At 55.1% G+C, this 21961-nt stretch carries 20 protein-coding genes and 1 tRNA gene; 14 read left to right on the forward strand and 7 right to left on the reverse strand.

Annotation, left to right across the window (positions count from 1 at the left end):
- Positions 1 to 95 precede the first annotated feature (95 nt).
- The 3 genes from JIN85_RS14085 to JIN85_RS14095 all read right to left on the reverse strand — a co-directional run bounded on the left by JIN85_RS14085 (position 96) and on the right by JIN85_RS14095 (position 3833).
- Positions 96 to 809 carry a PEP-CTERM sorting domain-containing protein gene (locus JIN85_RS14085; RefSeq protein WP_200271823.1) on the reverse strand — a complete coding sequence of 238 codons (714 nt, stop codon included), beginning with the start codon at positions 807 to 809 and terminating at the stop codon, positions 96 to 98.
- 164 nt (positions 810 to 973) lie between these two features.
- Complete coding sequence (locus tag JIN85_RS14090; RefSeq protein ID WP_200271825.1) at positions 974 to 3301, reverse strand: serine/threonine protein kinase; 2328 nt, start codon at positions 3299 to 3301, stop codon at positions 974 to 976.
- Entirely contained in the window at positions 3288 to 3833 is a 546-nt protein-coding gene (locus JIN85_RS14095; RefSeq protein WP_200271827.1) for an ECF-type sigma factor, read from the reverse strand. Before JIN85_RS14095 ends, JIN85_RS14090 begins: the two co-directional genes overlap by 14 nt.
- Positions 3834 to 3990: 157 nt before the next feature.
- Between JIN85_RS14095 and JIN85_RS14100 the strand changes: the two genes are divergently transcribed.
- The 5 genes from JIN85_RS14100 to JIN85_RS14120 are packed head-to-tail and all read left to right on the forward strand — an operon-like array spanning position 3991 to position 9217.
- The gene (locus JIN85_RS14100; RefSeq protein ID WP_343225492.1) at positions 3991 to 4722 is read left to right on the forward strand and encodes an ABC transporter ATP-binding protein; all 732 of its coding nucleotides are present in this window, start codon (positions 3991 to 3993) and stop codon (positions 4720 to 4722) included.
- Between the two features lie 4 nt (positions 4723 to 4726).
- Positions 4727 to 7090, forward strand: coding sequence for an ABC transporter permease (locus JIN85_RS14105; protein WP_200271829.1), 2364 nt, complete (start codon positions 4727 to 4729; stop codon positions 7088 to 7090).
- Positions 7091 to 7105: 15 nt separating this feature from the next.
- Positions 7106 to 8323, forward strand: coding sequence for an efflux RND transporter periplasmic adaptor subunit (locus JIN85_RS14110; RefSeq protein WP_200271831.1), 1218 nt, complete (start codon positions 7106 to 7108; stop codon positions 8321 to 8323).
- 49 nt (positions 8324 to 8372) lie between these two features.
- Positions 8373 to 8657: a hypothetical protein gene (locus tag JIN85_RS14115; protein ID WP_200271833.1), complete on the forward strand. Its 285-nt coding sequence runs from the start codon at positions 8373 to 8375 to the stop codon at positions 8655 to 8657.
- A complete protein-coding gene (locus JIN85_RS14120; protein WP_200271834.1) occupies positions 8654 to 9217 on the forward strand; it encodes a nucleotidyl transferase AbiEii/AbiGii toxin family protein in 564 nt (187 codons plus the stop codon). Before JIN85_RS14115 ends, JIN85_RS14120 begins: the two co-directional genes overlap by 4 nt.
- A 25-nt stretch (positions 9218 to 9242) precedes the next feature.
- Here JIN85_RS14120 and JIN85_RS14125 read toward each other — a convergent pair whose 3' ends face one another.
- Both JIN85_RS14125 and JIN85_RS14130 read right to left on the reverse strand, forming a co-directional pair.
- The gene (locus JIN85_RS14125) at positions 9243 to 12659 is read right to left on the reverse strand and encodes a DEAD/DEAH box helicase (protein ID WP_200271836.1); all 3417 of its coding nucleotides are present in this window, start codon (positions 12657 to 12659) and stop codon (positions 9243 to 9245) included.
- 55 nt (positions 12660 to 12714) lie between these two features.
- Positions 12715 to 15096, reverse strand: coding sequence for an MMPL family transporter (locus tag JIN85_RS14130; protein ID WP_200271838.1), 2382 nt, complete (start codon positions 15094 to 15096; stop codon positions 12715 to 12717).
- 181 nt (positions 15097 to 15277) lie between these two features.
- Here JIN85_RS14130 and JIN85_RS14135 point away from each other — a divergent pair, with 181 nt between their 5' ends.
- From JIN85_RS14135 to JIN85_RS14175, 9 genes are all read left to right on the forward strand, one after another.
- Positions 15278 to 15511: a hypothetical protein gene (locus tag JIN85_RS14135; protein ID WP_200271840.1), complete on the forward strand. Its 234-nt coding sequence runs from the start codon at positions 15278 to 15280 to the stop codon at positions 15509 to 15511.
- An 81-nt stretch (positions 15512 to 15592) separates the two neighbouring features.
- Entirely contained in the window at positions 15593 to 16459 is an 867-nt protein-coding gene (gene bufB, locus JIN85_RS14140) for an MNIO family bufferin maturase (RefSeq protein WP_200271842.1), read from the forward strand.
- Positions 16443 to 17246 carry an HvfC/BufC N-terminal domain-containing protein gene (locus JIN85_RS14145; RefSeq protein ID WP_200271844.1) on the forward strand — a complete coding sequence of 268 codons (804 nt, stop codon included), beginning with the start codon at positions 16443 to 16445 and terminating at the stop codon, positions 17244 to 17246. The genes bufB and JIN85_RS14145 overlap by 17 nt, the downstream gene beginning before the upstream one ends.
- On the forward strand, positions 17243 to 17716 hold the full coding sequence (locus JIN85_RS14150) for a DoxX family protein (protein ID WP_200271846.1): 474 nt from the start codon (positions 17243 to 17245) through the stop codon (positions 17714 to 17716). The genes JIN85_RS14145 and JIN85_RS14150 overlap by 4 nt, the downstream gene beginning before the upstream one ends.
- Before the next feature lie 10 nt (positions 17717 to 17726).
- Complete coding sequence (locus JIN85_RS14155) at positions 17727 to 18323, forward strand: sigma-70 family RNA polymerase sigma factor (RefSeq protein ID WP_200271847.1); 597 nt, start codon at positions 17727 to 17729, stop codon at positions 18321 to 18323.
- Between the two features lie 65 nt (positions 18324 to 18388).
- Entirely contained in the window at positions 18389 to 18679 is a 291-nt protein-coding gene (locus tag JIN85_RS14160; protein ID WP_200271849.1) for a hypothetical protein, read from the forward strand.
- A gap of 92 nt (positions 18680 to 18771) precedes the next feature.
- Positions 18772 to 18847: transfer RNA gene (locus JIN85_RS14165), tRNA-His, on the forward strand.
- A gap of 65 nt (positions 18848 to 18912) precedes the next feature.
- Complete coding sequence (gene rnc / locus JIN85_RS14170) at positions 18913 to 19599, forward strand: ribonuclease III (RefSeq protein WP_200271851.1); 687 nt, start codon at positions 18913 to 18915, stop codon at positions 19597 to 19599.
- The gene (locus JIN85_RS14175) at positions 19600 to 19992 is read left to right on the forward strand and encodes a hypothetical protein (protein WP_200271853.1); all 393 of its coding nucleotides are present in this window, start codon (positions 19600 to 19602) and stop codon (positions 19990 to 19992) included. It begins immediately after the preceding gene.
- Between the two features lie 23 nt (positions 19993 to 20015).
- Here the strand turns inward: JIN85_RS14175 and JIN85_RS14180 are convergent, their stop codons facing one another.
- Positions 20016 to 20882, reverse strand: a complete 867-nt coding sequence (locus JIN85_RS14180; RefSeq protein WP_234047438.1) for a sugar phosphate isomerase/epimerase family protein — start codon at positions 20880 to 20882, stop codon at positions 20016 to 20018.
- A gap of 231 nt (positions 20883 to 21113) precedes the next feature.
- Positions 21114 to 21944 (reverse strand): alpha/beta fold hydrolase, encoded by an 831-nt coding sequence (locus JIN85_RS14185; protein WP_200271855.1) that lies wholly within the window; start codon positions 21942 to 21944, stop codon positions 21114 to 21116.
- Positions 21945 to 21961: the final 17 nt, after the last annotated feature.

Consider the following 21961-nt stretch of genomic DNA (forward strand, 5'->3'; position numbering starts at 1 on the left):
CAACCCGCTCAGAACGCCGTATCGATTTTTATATGAAGAATTCGGCGCCGAGTATTCAGGCTGCGGATTCCGCAGCCTGAATGAAGCCAATCGGTTCACTTGCGGCGGCGCAGCAGGCCCAGACCCGCAAGTGCGAACAGTGCGACAACTGAAGGTTCCGGGATGGCAACTTGGTTGAAGCTCAGGTTGTCAATTGCAACCCGGCCATTGGTATCGTAGCTCTGGTCTGTTCTATCGAATGTCAGAGTGTAGGTCTCTCCATCTTCGCCTACAAAGTTTGGCGAGATTGTGTATACTTGGCCGTTGGTGAAATCAATGGTCTCGGTCCAGACCACTGCCAGGCTTGAGTTTGTGAGGCTGAGAGTCCAGCTGGAGGTTCCAGAAGTTTGGGCGGTTTGACCGAAGTCGAATGAATTGAGAACAAGGGCATATCCTGCGTCAGCGCTGAAAGTGATTGCCATATTGCCGTAGTCCAGTTGCCCGATCCGTGGAGCGGTCGATACGCCGTCCCATGAGGTATCACCGGCTGTTTGCGCTTCGATATCTCCGAAATTGGTCGCCTGATGAAAGTCCCAACTACTGTCTGTCGCTGTAGCATTCGCGCCACCCCAAGCCAGGCTAATGTTTGGGGTTGTACCATTGCTAACAACATAACCTTCAGCAGTGTTATCAGTGGTAGCATTTGAGGCGTAATCCAGTGGAATGGCTGTATTACTGTTGAAGCCAGAAAAGCCGATAATGGTTGCACTACTGATTGACGCTGCGCCAAGCAGTAGCCCGAGACTGAGAGTGGTCACTTTTGATTTCATGAGATGGCGGGTAGGGAATGACGTTGATGGAAACAGAGCAGACGGTCCCACATGTGTGGCTGATGGTCTGTTCCGGCAGAGATTGGTATTCTCTTTATCAATGGGCATTTCGGACACGAAACCCGCCAAATAATTTCAACTATTTACAAAAATTATTCGAAACTCTATTTGATTGATAATGAAGAGCATATCAATTCGGTTTCAGTCATAAGAATTCGCGATACCGCCCAGTCGACCCAGACTTCGAGCATCATGTCAGAGCTTGTGTCGAAATTGGGAGGTTTTATCGAGCGAGCGGTATCGAGATGCTCTTTCATGGATTTGACATCACCGAGCTCATGATAAGCCATCGCCTGCAGGCAATTCGCTGAACGCTGGCGATCTCCCCGGCCCCCGCGGAATGAGAGCGAGCGTTTGCTCCAGACCAGCGCCTGCTGTTCGTTGCCGCACCGATGATAGTAGGTTGCGATCCCTAAAGCATCCCACTGGGGGAACGAGTCACGATTGGAATAGTTGCTGCGTGCCCCGGAGGCGCACATTTCCATCGCTTGCTTGAGTCGCTCCAAATTCTCTTCAGTGGTGGGGCGCAGAAGGCAGATTTTGAGCAGGTGTTCCGCAGCGAGCGCACTTTTAGTCGGTAGAAAACGATCAAGCGCTTCCTGCCGATACGCCTCATAAACTTCCGGAGACTCATATTCTGCCAGCAATGCTGCCAGGCACATGCAGTCGGTGCCTTCAATGACGGCTTCCGGATTTTCGTGGCGGCCAGCCCGATCAAGCCAGCGGAAGCAATGAATGGCGCTTTTCCATCTTCCACGCATCGCATTCCAGTGGGCAAGGGTCCGGATGACGTAGGTGGCATCTGGAGAAAATTCGACGGAGTCGATCGGGTAAGACTCCAGCAGTGCATTCGCTTCTTCCGCTTTCCCTTCGTTCAGAAGAATGGTGACGCCAGCGATGCCCTGGATGTCTGAACCGGCTCTGCCCAAATTCAGAAGGTTCGCGAGCTGGGCGATGTTGGTCTTGGCGTTGACCTGGGTGCGCAGCCGATCTTCCTCATTACGAGCGGCTTCGGCTTCCTTGCTCAATCTCACTTGTTCGGCCAAGGCGTGACGTTCTCGCCAAAAAAGCCACGTGGCAGAGCCCAGCCCGATCACGAGCGATAACAGAACGGCAGCTCCGGAAATGCAGGCGACCTGATTCCGACGGAAAAACTTTTCTAGCAGGTAAACCCGCCCGGCTTTGCGCGCGTGGACCGGTTGATCCGAAAGAAAGCGCCGCAGATCCAGTTCCAGCCCATACGGGGTGGAATACCGGCGGTTGCGATCCTTCTCGATGGCTTTCATCACGATCGCATCCAGGTCCCCGCGCAACAAGGAACTGAGCTTGCTTGGATCGCATTTGCGGGCGGCGGCGGTTTCAACCTGATCTGCTCGGTTGAGTGCCGCGAACCTTTGGGATGGTAGCGGCGGCTCGGTGTTGAGCAGCATCAATCGCATTTTGGAGGCTCCGAGCTTCGATAGCGAAGTTTCGTCAAATGGGGGCCGACCGGTCAGAAGCTCGTAAAGCAAAACGCCCAGGCTGTAGACATCGCTCCGAGTATCGATGTCGATATTTCGCAAATCGACCTGCTCGGGGCTCATGTAGGCAGGCGTGCCGATCATCTGGTCGCGCTCCGTGATGCTGGTCCGTTTTTTTCGATCGTCAGAGGTCGCTTTCGCGATCCCGAAATCGATGACCTTCGGAGTGGCTCCCGTGTCGCTGGATTTTACCAGAATGTTGGAAGGTTTGATGTCGCGGTGGACAATGCCTTTTTGGTGGGCGTGCTGGATCGCCTGACAAATCTGGATGAAAAGCTTCAACCGCGCATCGATGTCGAGCTTTTGGCGATCACACCACGTGGTGATGCGCTCGCCCTCCACCAGTTCCATCACGAAGTAGGGTCGGCCGGTATCCGTCGCGCCGGCATCCAGCACCTGCGCGATGTTTGGATGGTCCATCATCGCAAGCGCTTGACGTTCAATTTCGAATCGGGCGATCACCCGTTCGGTATCCATGCCGAGGCGGATGATTTTCAGCGCGACTTTGCGACGGACCGGTTCTTCCTGATCCGCCTCATAAACGACACCGCAGCCACCTTCGCCGATGCGCTGGGTCAATCGATAGCGCCCGATGCGTGAGCCTGGCTCGACCAGGTGCAACTTGGGATCTTCCGCAGGAAACGGGAATTCCGAGGACTCGAATGCATCGGCGGCATCCCACGCGATCGACATCCGGCTTTCACGCGCATCGACGAAAAATGCCGCCGATTTTTCTGCGGCCTCGACCAGCTTGCGCATGCGTGCGAGCGCGGCCTCATCGTGACGAAACCATTGCTTTAAAAATTCATCGCGTGAATCCGGATCCTCCAAGCCGAGGGCTGTCTCAAATACCGCTTCTTCGATTTCCCGGTCTGCTTCGGAAGAGGCGTGCGGATCGTCAGGCTTCATCATCCTCGTGCTGCATCATCTGATAGAGCTTTGCCTTGGCAAGCGCCCATCGTCTTTCCACCGAGCGAACACTGCTGCCGGTCATTTCGGCAATCTCTTTGCTGCCGAGCCCGCTGAAAAACTTCAGCAGCACAATTTTTGCCGCGTCCGGATCGCTTTTTTCCAATCGGTCCAGACTTTCATGAACCATCAGCAAGTAATCCTCCGGCTTACGCTCCTCACTATCCTGAAAGCTTTCCGCCTGGCGTTTGAGAGCGGATTTGCGCCGTGCGTGATGGACTAGGATGTGCCTCATGGCGTGCGAGGCCGCGCCAAAGAAATGGGCCCGGCTTTCCCAGCGTTGTTCGCCACTTCCAGCGAGGCGAATCCAGGCTTCATGCACCAAAGCCGTCGCCTGCAGGGTGTGGCCTTCCGCTTCCTTGCGCATGCGGGATGCGGCAAGCCGCCGCAATTCATCATAGACCAGCGGCATCAGGCGATCCGATGACCAATGGGTCTCATGGCTGATATCCGCGCGATCGGTTACCCCGTGCATTGTCCCCGTTGTAGCGATCGGCGTGAGCAACCACAAGGTCAAACCTGTGGATCGTTTAGAGGTTTATGAGCAAAACCCTGACCCGATTGCGGAAAATGCCTGGGATGGCATTGAGTTCCGGTTTGACCGAACCTGGAATCCGGTGCCAGATCCAGATGTGTCTGAAACGCCGGTACGAGAGCAGGAAAAACAGCGGCTGTTTACGGCGCGTGGTCTAACCAAAATCTATCCGGGCGAAGTGGAAGTTCGCGCACTTGATGGCGTGGATCTTGAGCTGTTCGAAGGCGAACTGGTCGTGCTGCTAGGCCCGTCGGGTAGTGGAAAATCGACGTTGTTGAACATCCTTGGCGGCCTTGATACCCCGACCCATGGCTCACTTGCCTACAAAGGTGACGATTTGGCAAATGCGGATGAAAAATCGCTCACCCGGTTTCGGCGCGACGCGGCAGGCTTCATTTTCCAGTTCTACAATCTGATCCCAAGCCTCACCGCCCGGGAAAATGTGGCATTGATCACCGAGATTTCGCGTGACCCGATGCTGCCGGAAGAAGCACTCGGCATGGTTGGCCTGGCCGATCGTATGGATCATTTCCCGTCCCAACTATCCGGTGGTCAGCAACAACGTGTCGCGATTGCCCGGGCGATTGCGAAGAAACCGGAAGTGCTGCTTTGCGACGAGCCGACTGGCGCGCTGGACGTAAAAACCGGCATCACGGTTCTTGAGGCGATCGAGCGGGTAAACCGCGATCTCGGCACCCTGGCGGTGGTCATCACCCACAACGCGGTCATCGCTGGCATGGCGGATCGCGTCATCCATTTTTCTGACGGCAACATCACTCACATCGATGTGAATCCACAGCGGCAGCCGGTCGCGAGCTTGGATTGGTAACACCATGCATCCACTCGATCGCAAATTGTTCCGGGACCTCGGTTCCATGAAGGGCCAGATGATCGCCGTGGCACTGGTCATGTCCTGCGGGCTTGCGGTCATGATCATGGCCCGCAGCCTGATCCATTCGCTGGATACAACGCGCCAGGCTTACTACTCAAAACACCGGTTCGCGGAGGTTTTCTGCAATCTGAAACGCGCACCCAATTCCCTTCGTGAGCGCCTGGCAAGGATCGATGGGGTAGCCGCATTGGAAACCCGTGTTACGGGGAGTGCCGTACTGGAAATCCCGGGAATGAACGAGCCTGCCGATGGGACGATCCTTTCCTTGCCGGACGATCGGCCCCAGCAGCTCAATTTGCTTTATCTACGCTCTGGCAGATTGCCCGAGACGGGTGGTAAAAACGAAGTCGCGGTTGGGGAGGCCTTTGCCAAGGCCCATGGATTCCAGCCGGGTGATACGATCGATGCGACCATCCGCGGATCGCGAGAGCGGTTGACGATCACCGGCATCGTTCTCTCTCCCGAGTATGTTTTTGAATCCCGGCCGGGCGATACCATGCCGGATAACCGGCGCTTTGGCGTGTTTTGGATGAACGAGCATGATCTCTCGATCGCGCTCGATCTGGACGGAGCCTTCAACAACGTCGCGGTCGATCTCGCACCCGGAGCCAGTGAGCGCGGTGTGATGGCGGAGCTGGATCGGTTGTTAGAGCCATACGGAGGTCTCATCGCCTATGGGCGTGATGATCACCCTTCGGCGCTGCGCTTGGATGATGAATTGAGAATCCTGCGAGGATTCGCAGTGGCGTTTCCGGCGATCTTTCTTGGCATTGCGGCGTTCATGACCAGTGCTGCACTGTCCCGGTTGGTGCGCTTGCAGCGCGAGCAGATCGCACAGCTGAAGGCATTCGGCTATTCATCCGCGGCAGTGGGTTGGCACTACATGAAATTTGCTTTGGTCATCGTTGCCTTGGCGACCGTGGTTGGAAGCGGACTCGGTTTGTTGCTGGCAACTGCCGTTGTCGACCTCTATCACCGCTTTTTCCTGTTCCCATCACTGACGCTTCATCCGGATTGGTGGGCTCTTGTCACCGCTCTAACAATTAGCACCTTGGTCGTTGCGCTCGGCGTTTCCGGATCGGTCCGGCTGGCGGTGAAGCTGGCTCCTGCGGAAGCGATGCGTCCGGAACCTCCTGCAGAATTCAAACCGACCGTGCTGGAACGTATGGGGCTCGCTCATCTTGCCTCGCCATCGTTTCGCATGGCGTTGCGCAATATCGAACGCAAGCCCTGGCAGTCGCTTTTTACCACGCTTGGTCTGGCGCTCGCGACCGCCATTCCCATCGTGCCGGGGTCCATGCGCGATGGCGTGGCCTACTTGATGGATTTCCAATGGTCACTGGTGCAGCGGCAAACGGTCACGCTGGGCTTGGTCGAGGCGGCATCGCCCGAGGCGCTCGATGAGATGCGCCATTTGCCTGGAGTGATGGATGCGGAACCTTACCGCAGCGTGCCTGCGCGAATGCTTCACGGTCACATCGAGCGACGTGTCGGCATCACCGGGATTCCACGAAATCCACGGCTCAATCGTCAACTCGACGAGCGCGGCAACGTGGTCGAGTTGCCATCGAGCGGCTTGCTGGTTTCTGCGAAACTGGCGGAAATCATGAATGCGAAGCCTGGGGATGTCATGAGAATCGAAGTTCAGGAAGGCCGTCGGCCCGTGCTCGAAATTCCGATCGGCGGCACCATCACCGATTACGCGGGAGTGGCTGCTTACATGGACATCGACGAGCTTCGCCGCGCCATGCGCGAGGGGCGGACGGTCAGTGGCGCAAATCTCACGGTTGATCGCGCTCACTGGGACGATTTTCTGGAATCGGTCAACGAAGCGCCGGCGATTGCGTCGTTGGCGATCACCCAGAGCGCCCGCGAGAGTTTTCGCAAATCGACCGGAGAAATGATGAATACCATCCAGGGTATCTACTTTGGTTTTGCGGTGATCGTTGCCTTTGGAGTCGTTTACAATGGTGCGCGGATCGCGCTTTCGGAGCGTGGTCGAGATTTGGCGACCTTGCGTGTGGTCGGTTTCACACATCGGGAAGTTGCGGGCGTGTTGATCGGAGAATTGGCCATGCTGACGTTGTTCGCAATTCCTCTCGGCCTGGCGATCGGCAGTGGCCTCGCCAAAGCCCTGGTGGCAGGAGTGAGCACGGAAACCGTGCGCATGCCTTTGGTGCTGACTGCCAAAACTTTTGCCACTGCGATGTTGATCGTGCTGGTGTCTTCCACGGTATCGTTTGCGGTCGTCAGCCGCAGAATTAAAAATCTCGACCTGATAGGCGTGCTCAAAGCGCGCGACTAATTTTCAAATCCCATCATGAAATCGAAAAAGTCACGAGGCGGTTGGTTCCGCAAACTCCTTCCCTGGCTCATCACGCTGGCGGTCATCGCGTTGATCGTGGCCGGTCTCGCACCGAAGCCGACGATTGTAGAGACCGCGACCGTGCACCGTGCTCCGCTTGTGGTTTCCGTGATCGAAGAAGGCAAAACCCGGATCCGCCACCGTCACGTCATTTCACCTCCGATTGCGGGATTTCTCCGGCGGGTCGAATTGCGCGCGGGTGATCCCATCGTCGCCGGAAAAACCGTTTTAGCGGTGATTGAGGCATCGACTTCCGCCTTTCTTGATCCTCGTGCGCAAGCTGAAGCCGAGGCGCGGGTCGTCGGGGCCGAGGCCAATCAACGTGCCCGTCAGGCAGATCTGGATCGGGCAGAAGCTGCATTGGACCTCGCGGAAAAGCAGCTCGAGCGGCAGGAAAAAATGCGTGAAACCGGTGCCGCGTCCGCCCAGGAATACGACGAAGCGGAATCGATGGCACAGGTCCGTCGCCGGGAGCGGAATGCGGCTGAGTTCGCACTGAAGGCGGCGACCTCGGACATCGAAATCGCACGCTCCGCCTTGCTTCAGGCGAGGGCGCCGAGCATTGAGGAATCGCCTCCCATTCGCATCATGGCGCCTGTCGATGGGTTTGTGTTGAATGTTTACGAAGAGAGCGAAAGGCCGGTCACTCCAGGATTGCCGATCATGGAAGTGGGCGATCCGAAAGACCTGGAAGCGGAGATCGAATTGCTATCCAGCGATGCTGCCGGAGTCTCCCCGGGTGCCGAAGTTTCGATCGAACAGTGGGGTGGGAATCAGCCGTTGCGCGGAAAAGTCAGTGTGGTTGAGCCAGGTGGATATACCAAAATTTCTTCACTTGGAGTCGAAGAACAGCGGGTCAAAGTTCGGGTTGATTTTGTCGATCCCGTGCCCGAAGGCTACACCCTTGGAGATCGCTATCGAGTCGAAGCGCGCATTACGACGTGGAAGCAGGATGACGTGTTGCAGGTTCCGACCGGGGCTCTTTTCCGCAAAGGCAATCAATGGATGAGCTTTGTGATGAAGGATGGCATCGCCAAAGAGCACAAAGTCGGAATCGGCCGCAACAATGGAGTTTCTGCTCAAGTGTTAGAGGGACTGGATGATGGGGGAAAAGTCATCATGCACCCACCAGACACCACGCGCGACGGAACCAAAGTCACCGAGGAAAAGTGATGCTTTTGGTGACTGACAAAGCACCTGCTGATGATACAATTCGGTTGTCATGAATCCATTGCCCAATCCGCACGATGATCCCGCCGCATTGAAAGTGCTGCAGGATTCGATCTATCGGGAAAAGGTGTTGCGAGCGCGATCGATGACCGGAGTCGAGCGACTGGATGCCGCTCTGGAACTTACCAATGGAGTATTTGAGCGTATGGCAGAAGGGGTCACTTGGCAGCTTGGAATTACTGACCGAGCAGTTGTGTGGCAGGAGGTCCGAAAGAGATTGGAGCGAATTTCCCGTGTCAGAAGTTTGTCTGACTCCCAGTTGCCTTCAATTCCATGAAAGTGGAGCAGCTGGCGAAGCTGGTCATTGACTCCTGCCGTGCGGAGCAAGTGGACTATATGATGACCGGCGCATTTGCGGTGGCATTTTACGGCATCCCGAGATCGACAAAAGATGTCGATTTTGTGATCAATTTGATTCCGTCCGATGCTCTGCAACGTTTGATCCGCAATTTGGAAACTTGGGTGGATTTTGAATCACAGGTGCAGTTCGATACTTTGACTTGGGGCAGGCGACACATTGGTAAACCGAAAGCGGATACCGGGTTGAAGGTCGAGCTATTCGAGTTATTTGACGATCCTTTCGTGAAAGCTCAGTTTGCGAGAAAAATTCAGATCCGCTCCCAACAGCTCGGATGTGAAACGTGGCTTCCCACCGCTGAAGATGTCGTGATTCAAAAACTTCGCTGGGGAAGGCCCAAGGATTTGGAAGATGTGAAAGATATATTAGCGGTACAGGGACCGGAATCTTTGGATATGGACTATGTCCGCAACTGGTGCTGCAGTCATGGCACTGCTGAAAGATTACTCGAAATGCTCAAAGCAATTCCCCCGATCTAATCAATTCCAAAGAGGGTGAATTAGATCACATCGGCGCGAGCAGCTGCGATAGGGTATCGGAATCGATTTTGAGTTTGCTGACTTCTTCCGAGAGCAGCGCTTTGACCAGATTGCTCTTGCGTTGCTGCAACTGTTGAATGCGTTCTTCGATGCTGCCTTTGCAGATGAGTTTGTGAACAAACACGGGCTTCTCCTGACCGATGCGATGGGCGCGATCCGTTGCTTGAGCCTCGGCGGCAGGATTCCACCATGGGTCATAGTGAATCACCGTGTCAGCAGCTGTTAGATTGAGGCCGGTGCCGCCGGCTTTGAGTGAGATCAGAAATAGCGGAGCTTTTCCGGATTGGAATGCTTTGACTAACTTTGCGCGCTCGGTCGCTGGAGTGGCGCCGGTGAGTTTGAGATAGGGCGTTTTCTCCTTCGCTAGATGTTGCTCGATCAGCTCAAGCATGGTGGTGAATTGTGAAAAGATCAGAATCTTCCGTCCTTCCTCCAGTAAAGTCGGCAGCAGGTCTTTTGTTAGAAAATCCAGCTTCGCGGAAGGTCCGGCTTTTCGTGCGGCGGGTGTGTCTAACAAGATGGGGTGGCAGCAGATTTGCCGAAGCTTGAGCAGGGCGTCCAAAACAACAATCTGCGACCGGTTGAGGCCTTTGTCCGAGATCGCGTCGCGAATCCGGGAGTCCATTGCGGCGCGAACTGATTCGTAAAGGTCGGCTTGCTTGGTGGTGAGTGGAATGCTGTGGATGATCTCGGTTTTTTCCGGCAGATCGGTAGCAACCTCATCCTTGGTGCGGCGCAGCAGCAAGGGGCCAACCCGGCGATTGAGAGCAGCTTGTGCATTGCCGTCCTGCTGGCGCTCAATAGGCGTTCGGAAGGATTTGTTAAAATGTTCCGAACTGCCGAGGAAGCCGGGCATCAGAAATCGCATCAGGCTCCATAGTTCGCCAAGGTGGTTTTCCATCGGCGTGCCGGACAGGCAGAGCCGGTGGCGCGCTTGGACCTGATAGAGTGTTTGGGCGGTGTTAGATTTCGGGTTTTTGATGTGCTGGGCTTCGTCAAGCACCAAGCAGTTCCATTGCAATTCCTTGAGATCTTCGAAGTCGCGGACGATCAGCGGGTAGGAAGTGATGACGAGGTCGGCATGCTGGATTTCAGCAAACAACGATTTGCGGGCTGGCCCCTGCAGCAACAGGACTTTGAGGGATGGTGTGAATCGCGCGGCTTCGCTCTGCCAGTTAGATACTACGGATGTAGGAGCAATGACGAGCGATGGCAGCCCGCCTGACTGTTCCGGTGCGGATTGCGCCAACAGATGGCCAAGCGTTTGCAGGGTTTTGCCGAGGCCCATGTCGTCAGCTAGAATTCCATGCAGATCCTGGCTGGCTAGAAATTGCAGCCAGCGGTATCCATCGAGTTGGTATGGGCGGAGCTTGGCCTTTAAGTCCTTCGGTAACACTGCTGCCGGCAGGCTTTTGATTTCACTCAGACGCTTTCCAAGATTGCGTAGCGATCGAATGGTGGCGTCGGAATCCTTTTCCGGGATGGTTAGAGCAAGATCCGCTGCTTCCAGGCGATGGAGCAAAAGTCCGTTGGTCGATGCAGGCTTGTCGTAGAGATGGCGAATGGATTCGACCACTTCAAGAAAGCGCCGTTTTGGGAAACTGATAAATCCGCCGTTTTGATGGGGCGATGGAAAGGCAAGGAATTCGTCCTCAGCGATATCTTCTGGCGATAGAAAGGTGTGTGTTTGTTGAAGATATCTGGCAATCAGTGGAATCAAACTGAAGGTCTGGCCCTCGGTTTCGAACGTGTAGTCGAAGCGAAACCAGTCGATTCCGTCGACCTGTTCTTGTTCGAGATGGGGAGCAAAAGATTCGATATGGGTGAGTTCGAGTCCGAGGTCGGAATCAATGATGATTTCCCAACCGTTTTTTTTCAAATCCTCGAAGCAGTCGCTATGAATCAGTTCGAACCAGGCGGTATCTGGTTCGTCGAAATACTCGATGGGCACGAAAATTTCCTCGTTCTCTGGATCGAGCAAGTTGGGGTTCAGAATTTCCGATAGAGGCACGAAATCGTAGTAACTCAGAGTTTCAAGATGCTCGTCCTCGGCAGACTCGTTGCGGCGATAAATGGTGCGCTTGCCCTCGGTTTGGACCACGACCTGTTTTTCGGATGTCGGGCGGGTGTAGTAGGCTGGGAGTTGTGGGCTGTCTTCGTAGCGGAAGCTAAGTTCCGCAGCGATGATCGGTTCGCGGTCTGAATTTGCCCTGGGGAGGGTGCGGACTTGGTGGAGGGATACATGAAGCCGAGGAACCGGCCTTGCCTTCACCGTGCGTGATTCGATTTTTAGAGGCGCGGGGAGTTCTGAATCAGCAGTCGCTTCCGAAATTTCAGCGAGCGCGGAACTGACTTGTGGAGCCAGGTCCTGAGTGATGGATGGTCCGTTTTGCCACGTTTGCAGAAGAGCCTCGGAGAATTGGCTTTCGATTTTACCGATTTGCCCATGGATACGATCCAGATAGCGGGGTAAATCGGTTCCGAGAACTGCTGCGCCATCTGGATCTAACAACTCCAGGCACGGCTGCATTCTGCCATCGGTTAGAAGCTTCCAGCCCGGTTTTCCCTGCTTTGGAGGACCTGCGGATAGCGCGTGATAGGTTCCGTTGCTCAGTTGTAAAAACAAACGACCCGTTGCTTCCATCCGATCGAGCAAAGATGCGCTGCCGATGGTTCGGATTCGCACTCCGTCGGATTGTCCTGAAATCAGTTGGAGATGCTGGTAGGTTGTGACCAGCGCATGATCTTCAGCGGCCAGATATTTAGGAGGCTTTGATAAATTTGGAGCGGCGCGGGATGATTCCACCATGGGTGAATCATTTTGATCCCGAGGAAATCGTGCCTGGCGCAGAACCAACTCCAGTTCGCCACCAACCAGGGCTTCCGCTTCCTCCAAGCAGTATGCAAGAAAGCGATCGTGCCGCCCAGTTGATGGGGAAGTGGTCTTTGCCGAATTTGCATAGAGTTTTTCGAGCCACACCCTGGTGGATGAAATCGAAACGTCATCGGCAAATTCAATTTGCTCTGGAGCTGGCAGTGCCTGCCATGCCTTGGTGATTTCCGCCATTGCCGCGACTGCATGCTTGCATTGGTAGCCGACCGGGCAGCTGCATGACGAAACTGTCGCCCAGGTTTCTTTGCGTGGGCGCAACGAGATCGAAACATCATAAGGGCGTCGACCAGATCCTGAAACTTTTGCTGCAATCTCAATCCCCGTTTTTTCAGGGAGGTCAATCGTGATCGAAATGACTTTGCCCAGGTAAGCATAGTAGTTCCCGCGCGCCAGGCTGCCGCCATCGAACTCACGTTGCCAGCTTTCACTGAACATGTAGTCGCGCAGCGACCCCAGCGGCTGGAGACGTTCGAGAAAGTTAATCTTCATGGATGATTACCTGAGAGCATAGCATGAGGAAAAAGCTGAGAAGTCGACCGTGAAATCAGTTCTCATCAGGACTCGCCTGACACCAGCCGGGAAGGAGGAAAATCGCAACGATCATCGTGATGGAAATGCCGGTGACCGATACGAAACCGAGACTCCGCAGTGCCTCAATCGATGAGAAACAGAGCGAGCCGAATCCGATCACGGTAGAGACTCCACAGAACATCAAGGCCTTGCTGGTTCCATTCCAAAGCTCTTTGAACGAACATCCGGTCCGGCGGATGGTTAGAATCACGTGGATTGCGTAGTCGATGCCGGTGCCTAACAAAAGCGGGGTTGCCATCAGGTTGACGAAGTTCCAGGTTAGTCCGGCAAAACTCATCACCGCGAGCATCAGCAAACCGCTCAATGACATTGCGACAAGCGCGGCGAGGATGTCACCGGGACGACGGAAGATGAAAATCATCATTCCGACCAGCAACAGAAACATCGGGATGAGCACACGCATGACATCCTTTCCGACGAGATCTGAAATCGCCGGATTGAACAAACGCCAGTCACTGAGCCAGATGCCGGAACCGGTGAGAGCGCGGAATTTTGGGAAATCGGCCCCGGCTGGTTTGGCCGTGGGTGCGAGATCGATGTTTCCTAACAAAGCACCGCTGCCATCGGCTTTGCGAGCCATGGCTACCCGTGTGATTTCGATCGCACTTTCTTGTTGGGGAAATACCAAGCCGTTGTGAGCTGTTAGAGTGGCCATTTCACTGAGGACGGAATTGCCGAGTGCGGTTCCCTCTTCGGTGAATCCCGCTTCACCCGCTTCATGCATCAGCCGGTCGCGATGAGTCGCAAGCTCCGCCAGAATGGCGCGGTTTTTGGTTTGGGAAGCTTCATCCGGCCACCAGCCGATGGGAAAATGAGCTGCACGGATCAGGCCCGATTTTTCGGCGGAACTGAACCTCCGGTTCGCTTCCGCCACGCGCTCTAACATTTCAGGTCCGCTTTTTGCTTCGATGATCACTCCCATGGACTCGTCAGACCAGCGCGGGAATGCTGCGGTGACGCGATCCAGTGCCGTCATTGCCTGACTGTTCGAAGGGCGCATGACCGATGAGTCAAACTGGGTTCCGGGAAGTCCGTGGATTGCCAGAACCCCAAGGGCGGCGATGGCGAATCCTCCTGCCAAACCATAAGAGAGCATGCGTTTTGGGATCCATTTTCCGGTGCCTCGTGGCTGCCGTCGGTTGACGCCAAACCGAACGACGAATGGCAGGTAGCCGGAGATCATGATGGCTGCGGCAGCGAAAAGTCCGGTGGCGACGATGGTTCCAAGCTGTCCCATCCCGGGAAGGCCTGCGAGGTTGAGAGCAAGAAATACGACGATCGTCGTAGCCGCGCACCACATGACCGGCTTCGCACTGGCATCGCGCAGGGAGTTTGCATTGCTGCCGCTGAGTTTTGCTTCCTGGCAGATGATCAATCCATAATCGACGGAAAGCCCGATCAGAATGCCAAAGGAGCTGAATGCCATGATGCCCAGGCTGCCGTAAATCCATCCAGCGACGCCAAGCGCGACGGCGAAAACCAAAACCTGCACGCCTATCAGTCCGGCTAACAGGATCAGCCGCCGTTGCATCCACCAAAACAACAGCGCGATCAGTCCGAGTGTGATGCCGATGGAGCCACTGAGATCACGTTCCATCGAGTGCCCGATTTCCGATGAAAATGCTGGCTCGCCGGTTAACCCCACCTCGATTCCCTGCCCGTCTGTTTTTTGCCAGGCCGCGATGGATTGCCTGACCTTGGCCAGCCAGGCATCAGCATCGCGATAACCAGCGATTGGTTTTGGTGAATCGATAAACAACAAATGGGAGTGGCCATCAGCGCTTTCAAAAGCCGCGCCGCTTTGTGAGCTGTTAGAGGTAAGTGCCGTAATGGCGGGATGATCGAGAAAGCCAAATGGATCGTGGGCACGCATGGCCAGCCCCTCGCCTTCCATGGCTGTGGCGATACGTGCGATGGCACCATCCAGTGTCTTTCGTGAATTCTCAGGAGATAACTTTTCCGCCAGAGCTTGGGTCGATTCCGGATCACCGTTCAGCCACAAGTAGGCGATGAGTTCCGACAGGCCCTCGGGTGATTGCATCCACATGGGCTGCCAGCGGGCGCGCCTTGCATTGCCATCGGCCAGTAATCGCTCGCCGAGAGATTGGGCGGCGTCTTCGAGCGAATCGGTTTCATCGTCCTTGCTTTGGATCAAAATGACCAATTCGTCGTTTTTGGCGAAAGCCTGATGATAACTTTCCAATCCTCGAACTTCCGGCAAATCGCCGGGTAACATGGATAGGATGTTTGTATCAAACTTGAGTCGGAACATGCCAGCTGCCGCGACCAGGATGAAGAGCACGAAAATCAGCGGCAATGCGAGGCGGCGCAGCATGAAGGGACTCAAGCGATTATCGCCTGCTCGGGCAACCAGGATTCGGCGGAAATTCGGATGAATTCGAAGCCGTGAAAAAATTTTCGAAATTTTCGTTCATGTTTTCCGCATTCGGACGGCTCAGAGGCATGGAGATGGTGCATGTGGCACCATCCCAGCAATTAAACAAAAGACATAGATCATGAAACTGAATCAATCCCTGATGGCTGCCGCTGTCGCTGGAATCGTTGCCGCAGGTACTGCTACCGCTCAACCTCAGAGCACCGGTGCTCACAAGGAAATCGCCTCCAAAGACGGCTGCAAAAGCAAGGAAGGCTGCGACAGCAAGGAAAAGAAAAAGGAGACCGAGAAAGAGAGCTGCTCTACCAAAGAGGGCTGTTCCACGAAGGAAAAGAAAGGGCAGAGCATTCTGTAACGTCCGGCCACAACATTTGGGAAGTGGCTCTGACGTGATCCGTCGGAGCCGCTTTTCCCATCACTCTAATTTTTTCAACTTATGGCCCATCCACGCTTTACGAATGGTTTCGAGCTCGGCATTGGCATCGGCCTCCGGGTCCCTCATTACGATCATATTCTTTCGGAGAAACCCGCGGTTGCCTGGTTTGAAATCATCTCCGAAAATTATATGGTCGATGGGGGTCGCCCGCTGGAGGTGTTGGATCAAATTCTTGAGCAGTATCAGGTGGTGCAGCATGGCGTCGGGCTTTATCCCGGCAATCATGAGGGATTGGACTTCGAACATCTGAAGCGATTGAAAACGCTGGCGGGTCGCACGAAAACGCCGTGGTTCTCCGATCATTTATGCTGGGGCAGTGTGGATGGAACTTTCAGCCACGATCTACTGCCACTACCGTACACGATGGAGTCGGCCCGTAAGGTGGCTGCCAACCTCCGCATCGCGCAGGATTTCATGGAGCTCCCGCTTGCCGTCGAAAATGTCAGCAGTTATGTGGAGTTCCATCAATCGGAGATGACGGAGTGGGAGTTTCTCACGGAAGTGGTCGAGATGGCGGATGTCGGGATATTGCTGGATGTAAACAATATCCACGTTTCATCGATCAACCACGGATTTGATGCGATGGAATATGTCAATTTCATCCCCGCCGAGCGAGTGACCCAAATGCACATCGCTGGCCATTCGAAGTATGAACGCTTCATCATTGATACGCATGACCATCCTGTGGTCGATCCGGTTTGGAAGTTGTATGCGCGGGCGATTGAACGATGCGGCGCGACCGCCACTTTGCTGGAATGGGATGCGAAGATTCCATCGTTTGACGAAGTGTGGTCGGAAGCAAAGAAGGCCTGCAATTATTGGGATCATGTCCCGCAAATTACATATCTTCATGAAACCGTTGCTTGAAGCCACCCAGAAGGAATTCTTCACGGCATTATTGGAGCCGTTGCGGGGGAGTAGTCGGATGGCGACAGATTTTACGCCAACCAACGATCCTCATTCGGATCATTTTCTCCAAGTTGCGGATCGCCTGGTGCGGCCAGGGCCGAATCTGACTCCGGCGGAAGGGTTGGAGCTGTATCATCGGCAATATTGGTTCCGCTTGATCGATTCGTTAGCGGAAGATTTTCCCGGTTTGAGAAGGCTGTTAGGCGAAACCCGATTCTGGCAGCTTATCGAGTCCTATCTGTTGAGCCATCCTTCACGGAGTTTCACTCTGCGCCATCTGGGGCAGAGCCTCCCTCCCATGGTGACGGAATCTGAGGGAGAATTCGCAGGTTCAGTCGCTCAGGTCGAGTGGACGATGATGCTGGCTTTTGAAGCTGCACAGCTCCCGTTGCCTGATGCGGTTTCCTTCACCGAGAGCAGGATCCAATTGCAGCCGCATGTTCACATCCTGGAGCTGCCGGTGGCGGCAGGCAAATGGCTCGATCGGGAAGCGACCGATATTTTACCGTTTGTTAGGGAGCCTTCGCTGGTGGTTGTTTGGAGAACCCACTCCGGATCCGTGGTGCATCGGACGGTGGATCGAGCGGCTTTGCCAATGCTGGCAGCGCTTCGGCAAGGCGGTCTGCTTGAGCATCTGTTAGCGGAAGTGGAAAAGGATCTGCCCGACACGGAGCAGGTATTCGAGTGGTTCCGAGATTGGCAGCAGCTTGGCTGGTTCGGTGTTTCAACCCTTCAGATCTCATGATGAAATCCATTCTAAAACGTGGCGAGGATTTGCAGCGTCTGGGACAGGATCTCGTATTGCTTTTCCTCCGGTTGCTCGTGGGGTGGCAGTTGATTCTAACGGGAAAGGGCAAGCTGACCCATATCGACCAGTTTTCGACCTTTTTTGAAAGTCTGCATATCCCTGCACCGACGGTTCATGTGGTGGCAATTGGTTTGATCGAAGCCCTGGGAGGATTCGCCCTGTTGCTGGGATTCTTTGCCAGGGGAGCTGCCCTATTTATCAGTTTGGCAATGATTGGAGCTTATCTAACGGCTCATCGCGATGAAGCGTTCGGCAGTCCCGGAGATTTCGTCGACGCCGCACCCTTTCCATATCTAACAGTGGCTTTGGTGGTGTTGGTATTTGGAGCGGGTGGAATCTCCCTCGACAGGGCTAGGACAAGCCTGCTTGCGAATAAGAGGCAAATAACGCAGTCTGCAACGGATTGATGAAACGCTTGTGAATCCGATCCCCGAACCCATAACTCCAGAGCGGCTGATGGCCGAAGCCGATGCGCTTTACGGATTCGCCATGATGCGAATGCGTGACCATCACCACGCCGAGGAGTTGGTGCAGGACGCTATTCTAACCGCTTGGCGAAAACGCGGTGACTTCAAGGGTGAATCTTCCATCAAGACCTGGCTCATCGGCATTCTTCGATTCAAGATTCTGGATTTTCACCGCTCTGCGCAAAGAACGCCGACCATGAGAAATCAGCATGCGGGGGCAGACGATGATCCCTCTGATCCGATGGATCGGCTTTTTGACGCCCATGGCTCCTGGAAAATCCATCCATCCGCGGGTTTGGAGATACTCAGTGATTCTCCGGATCATACGGTGGGCCAATTGGAAAAGATCGCGCGGTTGAACCACTGCATCATGTGCTTGCCGGAGACGCTGCGGGTTCTTTTTACCGCACGGGAGCTTAACTTCATGGACCTGGAAGATGCGGCAGATCTTGCACGAGTGGCCGTAGCCAGCATTCCTGTGCTGCTGACACGGGCCCGCCACAGCCTCCGTGCTTGTCTGCAAGCTTTTGGAATAAGCCCTGAATAAATGATCTGATGTCGAGTTGTTGCAATCATCCAAAAAACGATCAGCCGATGCCGTTGGGATATCGGGTGAGTCATTGGATCCTGGGCTTGCCGTTGAAGTGGTTGGGAATTTCTTGTCGCGATTTTGCCCTGCTTGCCAGTTTGGAGATGGATCGGAAGCTCACCCGGGCTGAAAAATTTCGGATGAGATTCCACGGCGCGATCTGCCAATTTTGCCGGGAATTGCCCGAGCAATTCAACCAGTTACGGCAGCTTGCCCGAAATGCGGACCTGCTCGGGGAATTGGCTGCGGATTTGAAAATGAGCGAAGAAGCCAAAGAGAGAATCCTCAGAGAAATGCGCAGGGAACCGTTCTAAATGAAAAAACTTTGCAGATCCTCACCTCTTGAGAGATTTTTCGCTTTGCAAAGTCGAGCGGGTGCCTTAGGTCTCCCGTCCACCAAGAAACGGTGGTCGTAGCTCAGTTGGTAGAGCCCCGGATTGTGATTCCGGTTGTCGCGGGTTCGAGTCCCGTCGATCACCCCATCTTTCTTCTCGGGAACTGCTGAAGGTTCTGGAAAAGAGAGAAGGAAAGGAGACCCCCAAGATTCATGCAGCCGCTTGAGAACCGGATTAACTACAAGTTCCGCAATTCGTTGCTGCTCGCCGAAGCGCTGACGCACCCGAGCTTGGCTTATGAATCCCAACGACCGCACTTTGACAACCAGCGGCTCGAATTTTTAGGGGATGCAGTTTTACAACTTATTGTAACTGAGGAGCTTTTCAAAATGTTTCCGGATTTCACCGAGGGCAAGCTGACCAAGCTGCGCTCGCGGGTGGTTTCTCGAAGAGCGCTGGCTCGATTCGCTATGGCGATTCACCTTGGGGACTACGTTTTGCTGGGCAAGGGCGAGGAAGCAACTGGCGGTCGACGCCGTTTATCGACCCTTGCGGATGCGTTTGAGGCCTTGATCGGTGCGGTATTTTTGGATTCGGGCCCAGATTCGGCGCGGATTTTGGTGCTGGATTTGTTCAAATCCGAGATTGGCAGCATGATCACCAGCCCGGAGGAACGGAATCCGAAAGGCGAATTGCAGGAGTGCCTGCAGGCAATTCATCCGCAGGCGCCGGTTTACCAGATTATCAGTGAATCCGGGCCAGACCATCGCCGCGTGTTCCAGGCGGAAGTTTCCTGGCGCGACAAGGTGTTGGCCACGGGGAAGGGTAAAAGTAAAAAGGAAGCGGAGGCGCGCGCTGCAGCGGAAGCCTTGCGTGCCCGAGTGTGGGAGGCGGGTTGAATGGCTGGGAAAAACCAACCGCCTGAGGAGTGGGTTCAGCTGATGCGCGAGGCGCGCCAGGAAGCCCGTGACGAGGCATTGGCCGCGAAAACCAAATTTCCGAAACTCTTCATCGTGGTGATGGTGATCGGTTTCATTCTCGTCGGATTCCTGGCCTGGCTGAAAGGTCAGGTGGACCAGGTTGCGGCCTCTCCACTGCCGGTGGAAAACAAGGAAGTGGTTCAGGAAGAGGAGGATGTGATCCCGAAAGTTTCCACGATGCCGGTCGAACCTCCGATCAAGGAGGCACCGCATCGTGCGCTTCCGCCTGCTAGTGGCGGGCTGCGTTTACCGGGTGATCACCCGATTCACTTCGATCCTCCCGCCAAATCGGCGGAAGGAAACGAAGATTAGTCATGAGTTGTCCGAGAAATCGGTTAAGCACGCATTTTGGAATACGCGCGGAGGTAGCCGATGCATTGGGCGACGTCCGGCACGTTGGCATCCCAATTGTGCTCGTACTCAATACTGACATTGCCATCGAATCCTTTCGCACGAGCTGCATCGAGAATGCCGACAATGTCGATCACGCCGGTGCCAAACGGGCGATCGTGCGTGGCGCTGCCGATTTTTTCCCGATCCTTCATGTGGAAGGAAACGATGCGCCCGGCGACTTTCTGCACCACATCGAGCGGATCCAGGCCCGAGCTCGCCCAGTGGCCGACATCCGCGCAAAAGCCAATGCGCTTGTCGCGACCATCAATGACTTTCAAAACCGTGTAAGGACTCCAGAGCGCGGTAGGTTTCGGGTGGTTGTGGAAACCGACCTTGATGTCGTATTCCTTCACCAACTTCTCGATCGTATCGATTGCATCGACTGATTCGGTGGTGATGCCGTAAAGGCCGAGTTTTTTCGCAATTTCGAAGGTTTTTCGGGCTTCGGCTTCGTCTTTTGAGATGTCCGTCACGCCGAAGTTGAGCGCGGAAAGGTTGTGCTGCTTGAGCTTGTCGAGAATCGACTGGGTCACTTCGTCAGAAATGTCCGGGCTGAAGGCGAGATCTCCATGGTCGCCGCCGATTTTCTGACCTTTGTAAACTTCGACGCCAGTTGCGCCTGCTGCTGCGGATTTCTCAATGGCTTCGAAAAGAGTGAAGCGGTTGAAAGTCCAGCACTGGACGGAAATGCCGAACCCTGCGGGAGTCTGCGCGGATTCCGGGATGGGTGCGGCCTTTCCACGGAGTGCGAGCAGGGCGGAAACCGCTGGAACCATCGAAAAAAGCGAACGTCGGCTGAGAGATGTCATTGGGATTTGAATCGGGTTAGGCATGAAGTGAAAACGCGAGCAAATCGGAAATCTTTCGGCCGATCCGACTCGCGGGGTTTCCCTTCATTAAACCGATTTGGAATCCCGGAGCAATGCGCAAGCTGCAGGCGGCGGCGATCCGGTCTCGGTTCGACGACGCGAAAAAACGTCGCCCTGGCCGGAGGCGACGTTTTTTCAGGAGCGGATGGCTATTTTCCCAGGGCTGGCAAATCAGGCCCGGGCGAATGCGAGCAGGTCGGCGTTGAGTTCGTCTTTGCTGGTGTCGCCAAGGGCGTGCGAGCCGCCGGGGTAGATTTTCAGTTCGGCATTCGGGATGAGCTTGGCCGCAAGCAGCGCTGAACCGGCGATCGGGACGATCTGGTCGTCGTCACCATGTAGGATCAAGGTCGGCACATCGATCTTTTTGAGGTCTTCGGTGAAGTCCGTTTCGGAAAAGGCCTTGATGCTGTCGTAGGCATTTTTATGGCCGGTCAACATGCCTTGCCGCCACCAGGACTGGATCGCGCCCTGCGAGACTTTAGCGCCGGGGCGGTTGAAACCGAAAAACGGCCCACTTGCGATATCGAGGAAGAATTGTGAGCGGTCGGCGAGATAACCGGCGCGCAAGCCGTCGAAAACATCGATGGGTAAACCGGCTGGATTGGCATCCGATTTCAGCATGATGGGCGTGACCGCTCCCATCAGGACGACTTTTTTGACTCGGCTCGTACCGTGACGGCCGATGTAACGGGCAACCTCGCCGCCGCCAGTGGAGTGGCCGATCATGATGGCGTCGGTGATTTCAAGGTGTTCCAGCAATTCGGCGAGATCGTCGGCGTAGTGGTCCATGTCGTTGCCGTCCCAAGGTTGGCTGGAGCGGCCGTGGCCACGGCGGTCGTGAGCGATCACGCGGAAACCGTTGGAGGCAAGGTGGAACATCTGGGATTCCCAGGCGTCGGACGATAGCGGCCAGCCGTGGCTGAAGGTGACAACAGGAGCTGATGGGTCGCCCCAGTCTTTGTAGTAAATTTCGGTGCCGTCAGTGGTGATGAAGGTGCTCATGATGTGATTTGGTTTGG

It is taken from the genome of Luteolibacter pohnpeiensis, assembly GCF_016595435.1.
Taxonomy (GTDB): domain Bacteria; phylum Verrucomicrobiota; class Verrucomicrobiia; order Verrucomicrobiales; family Akkermansiaceae; genus Luteolibacter; species Luteolibacter pohnpeiensis.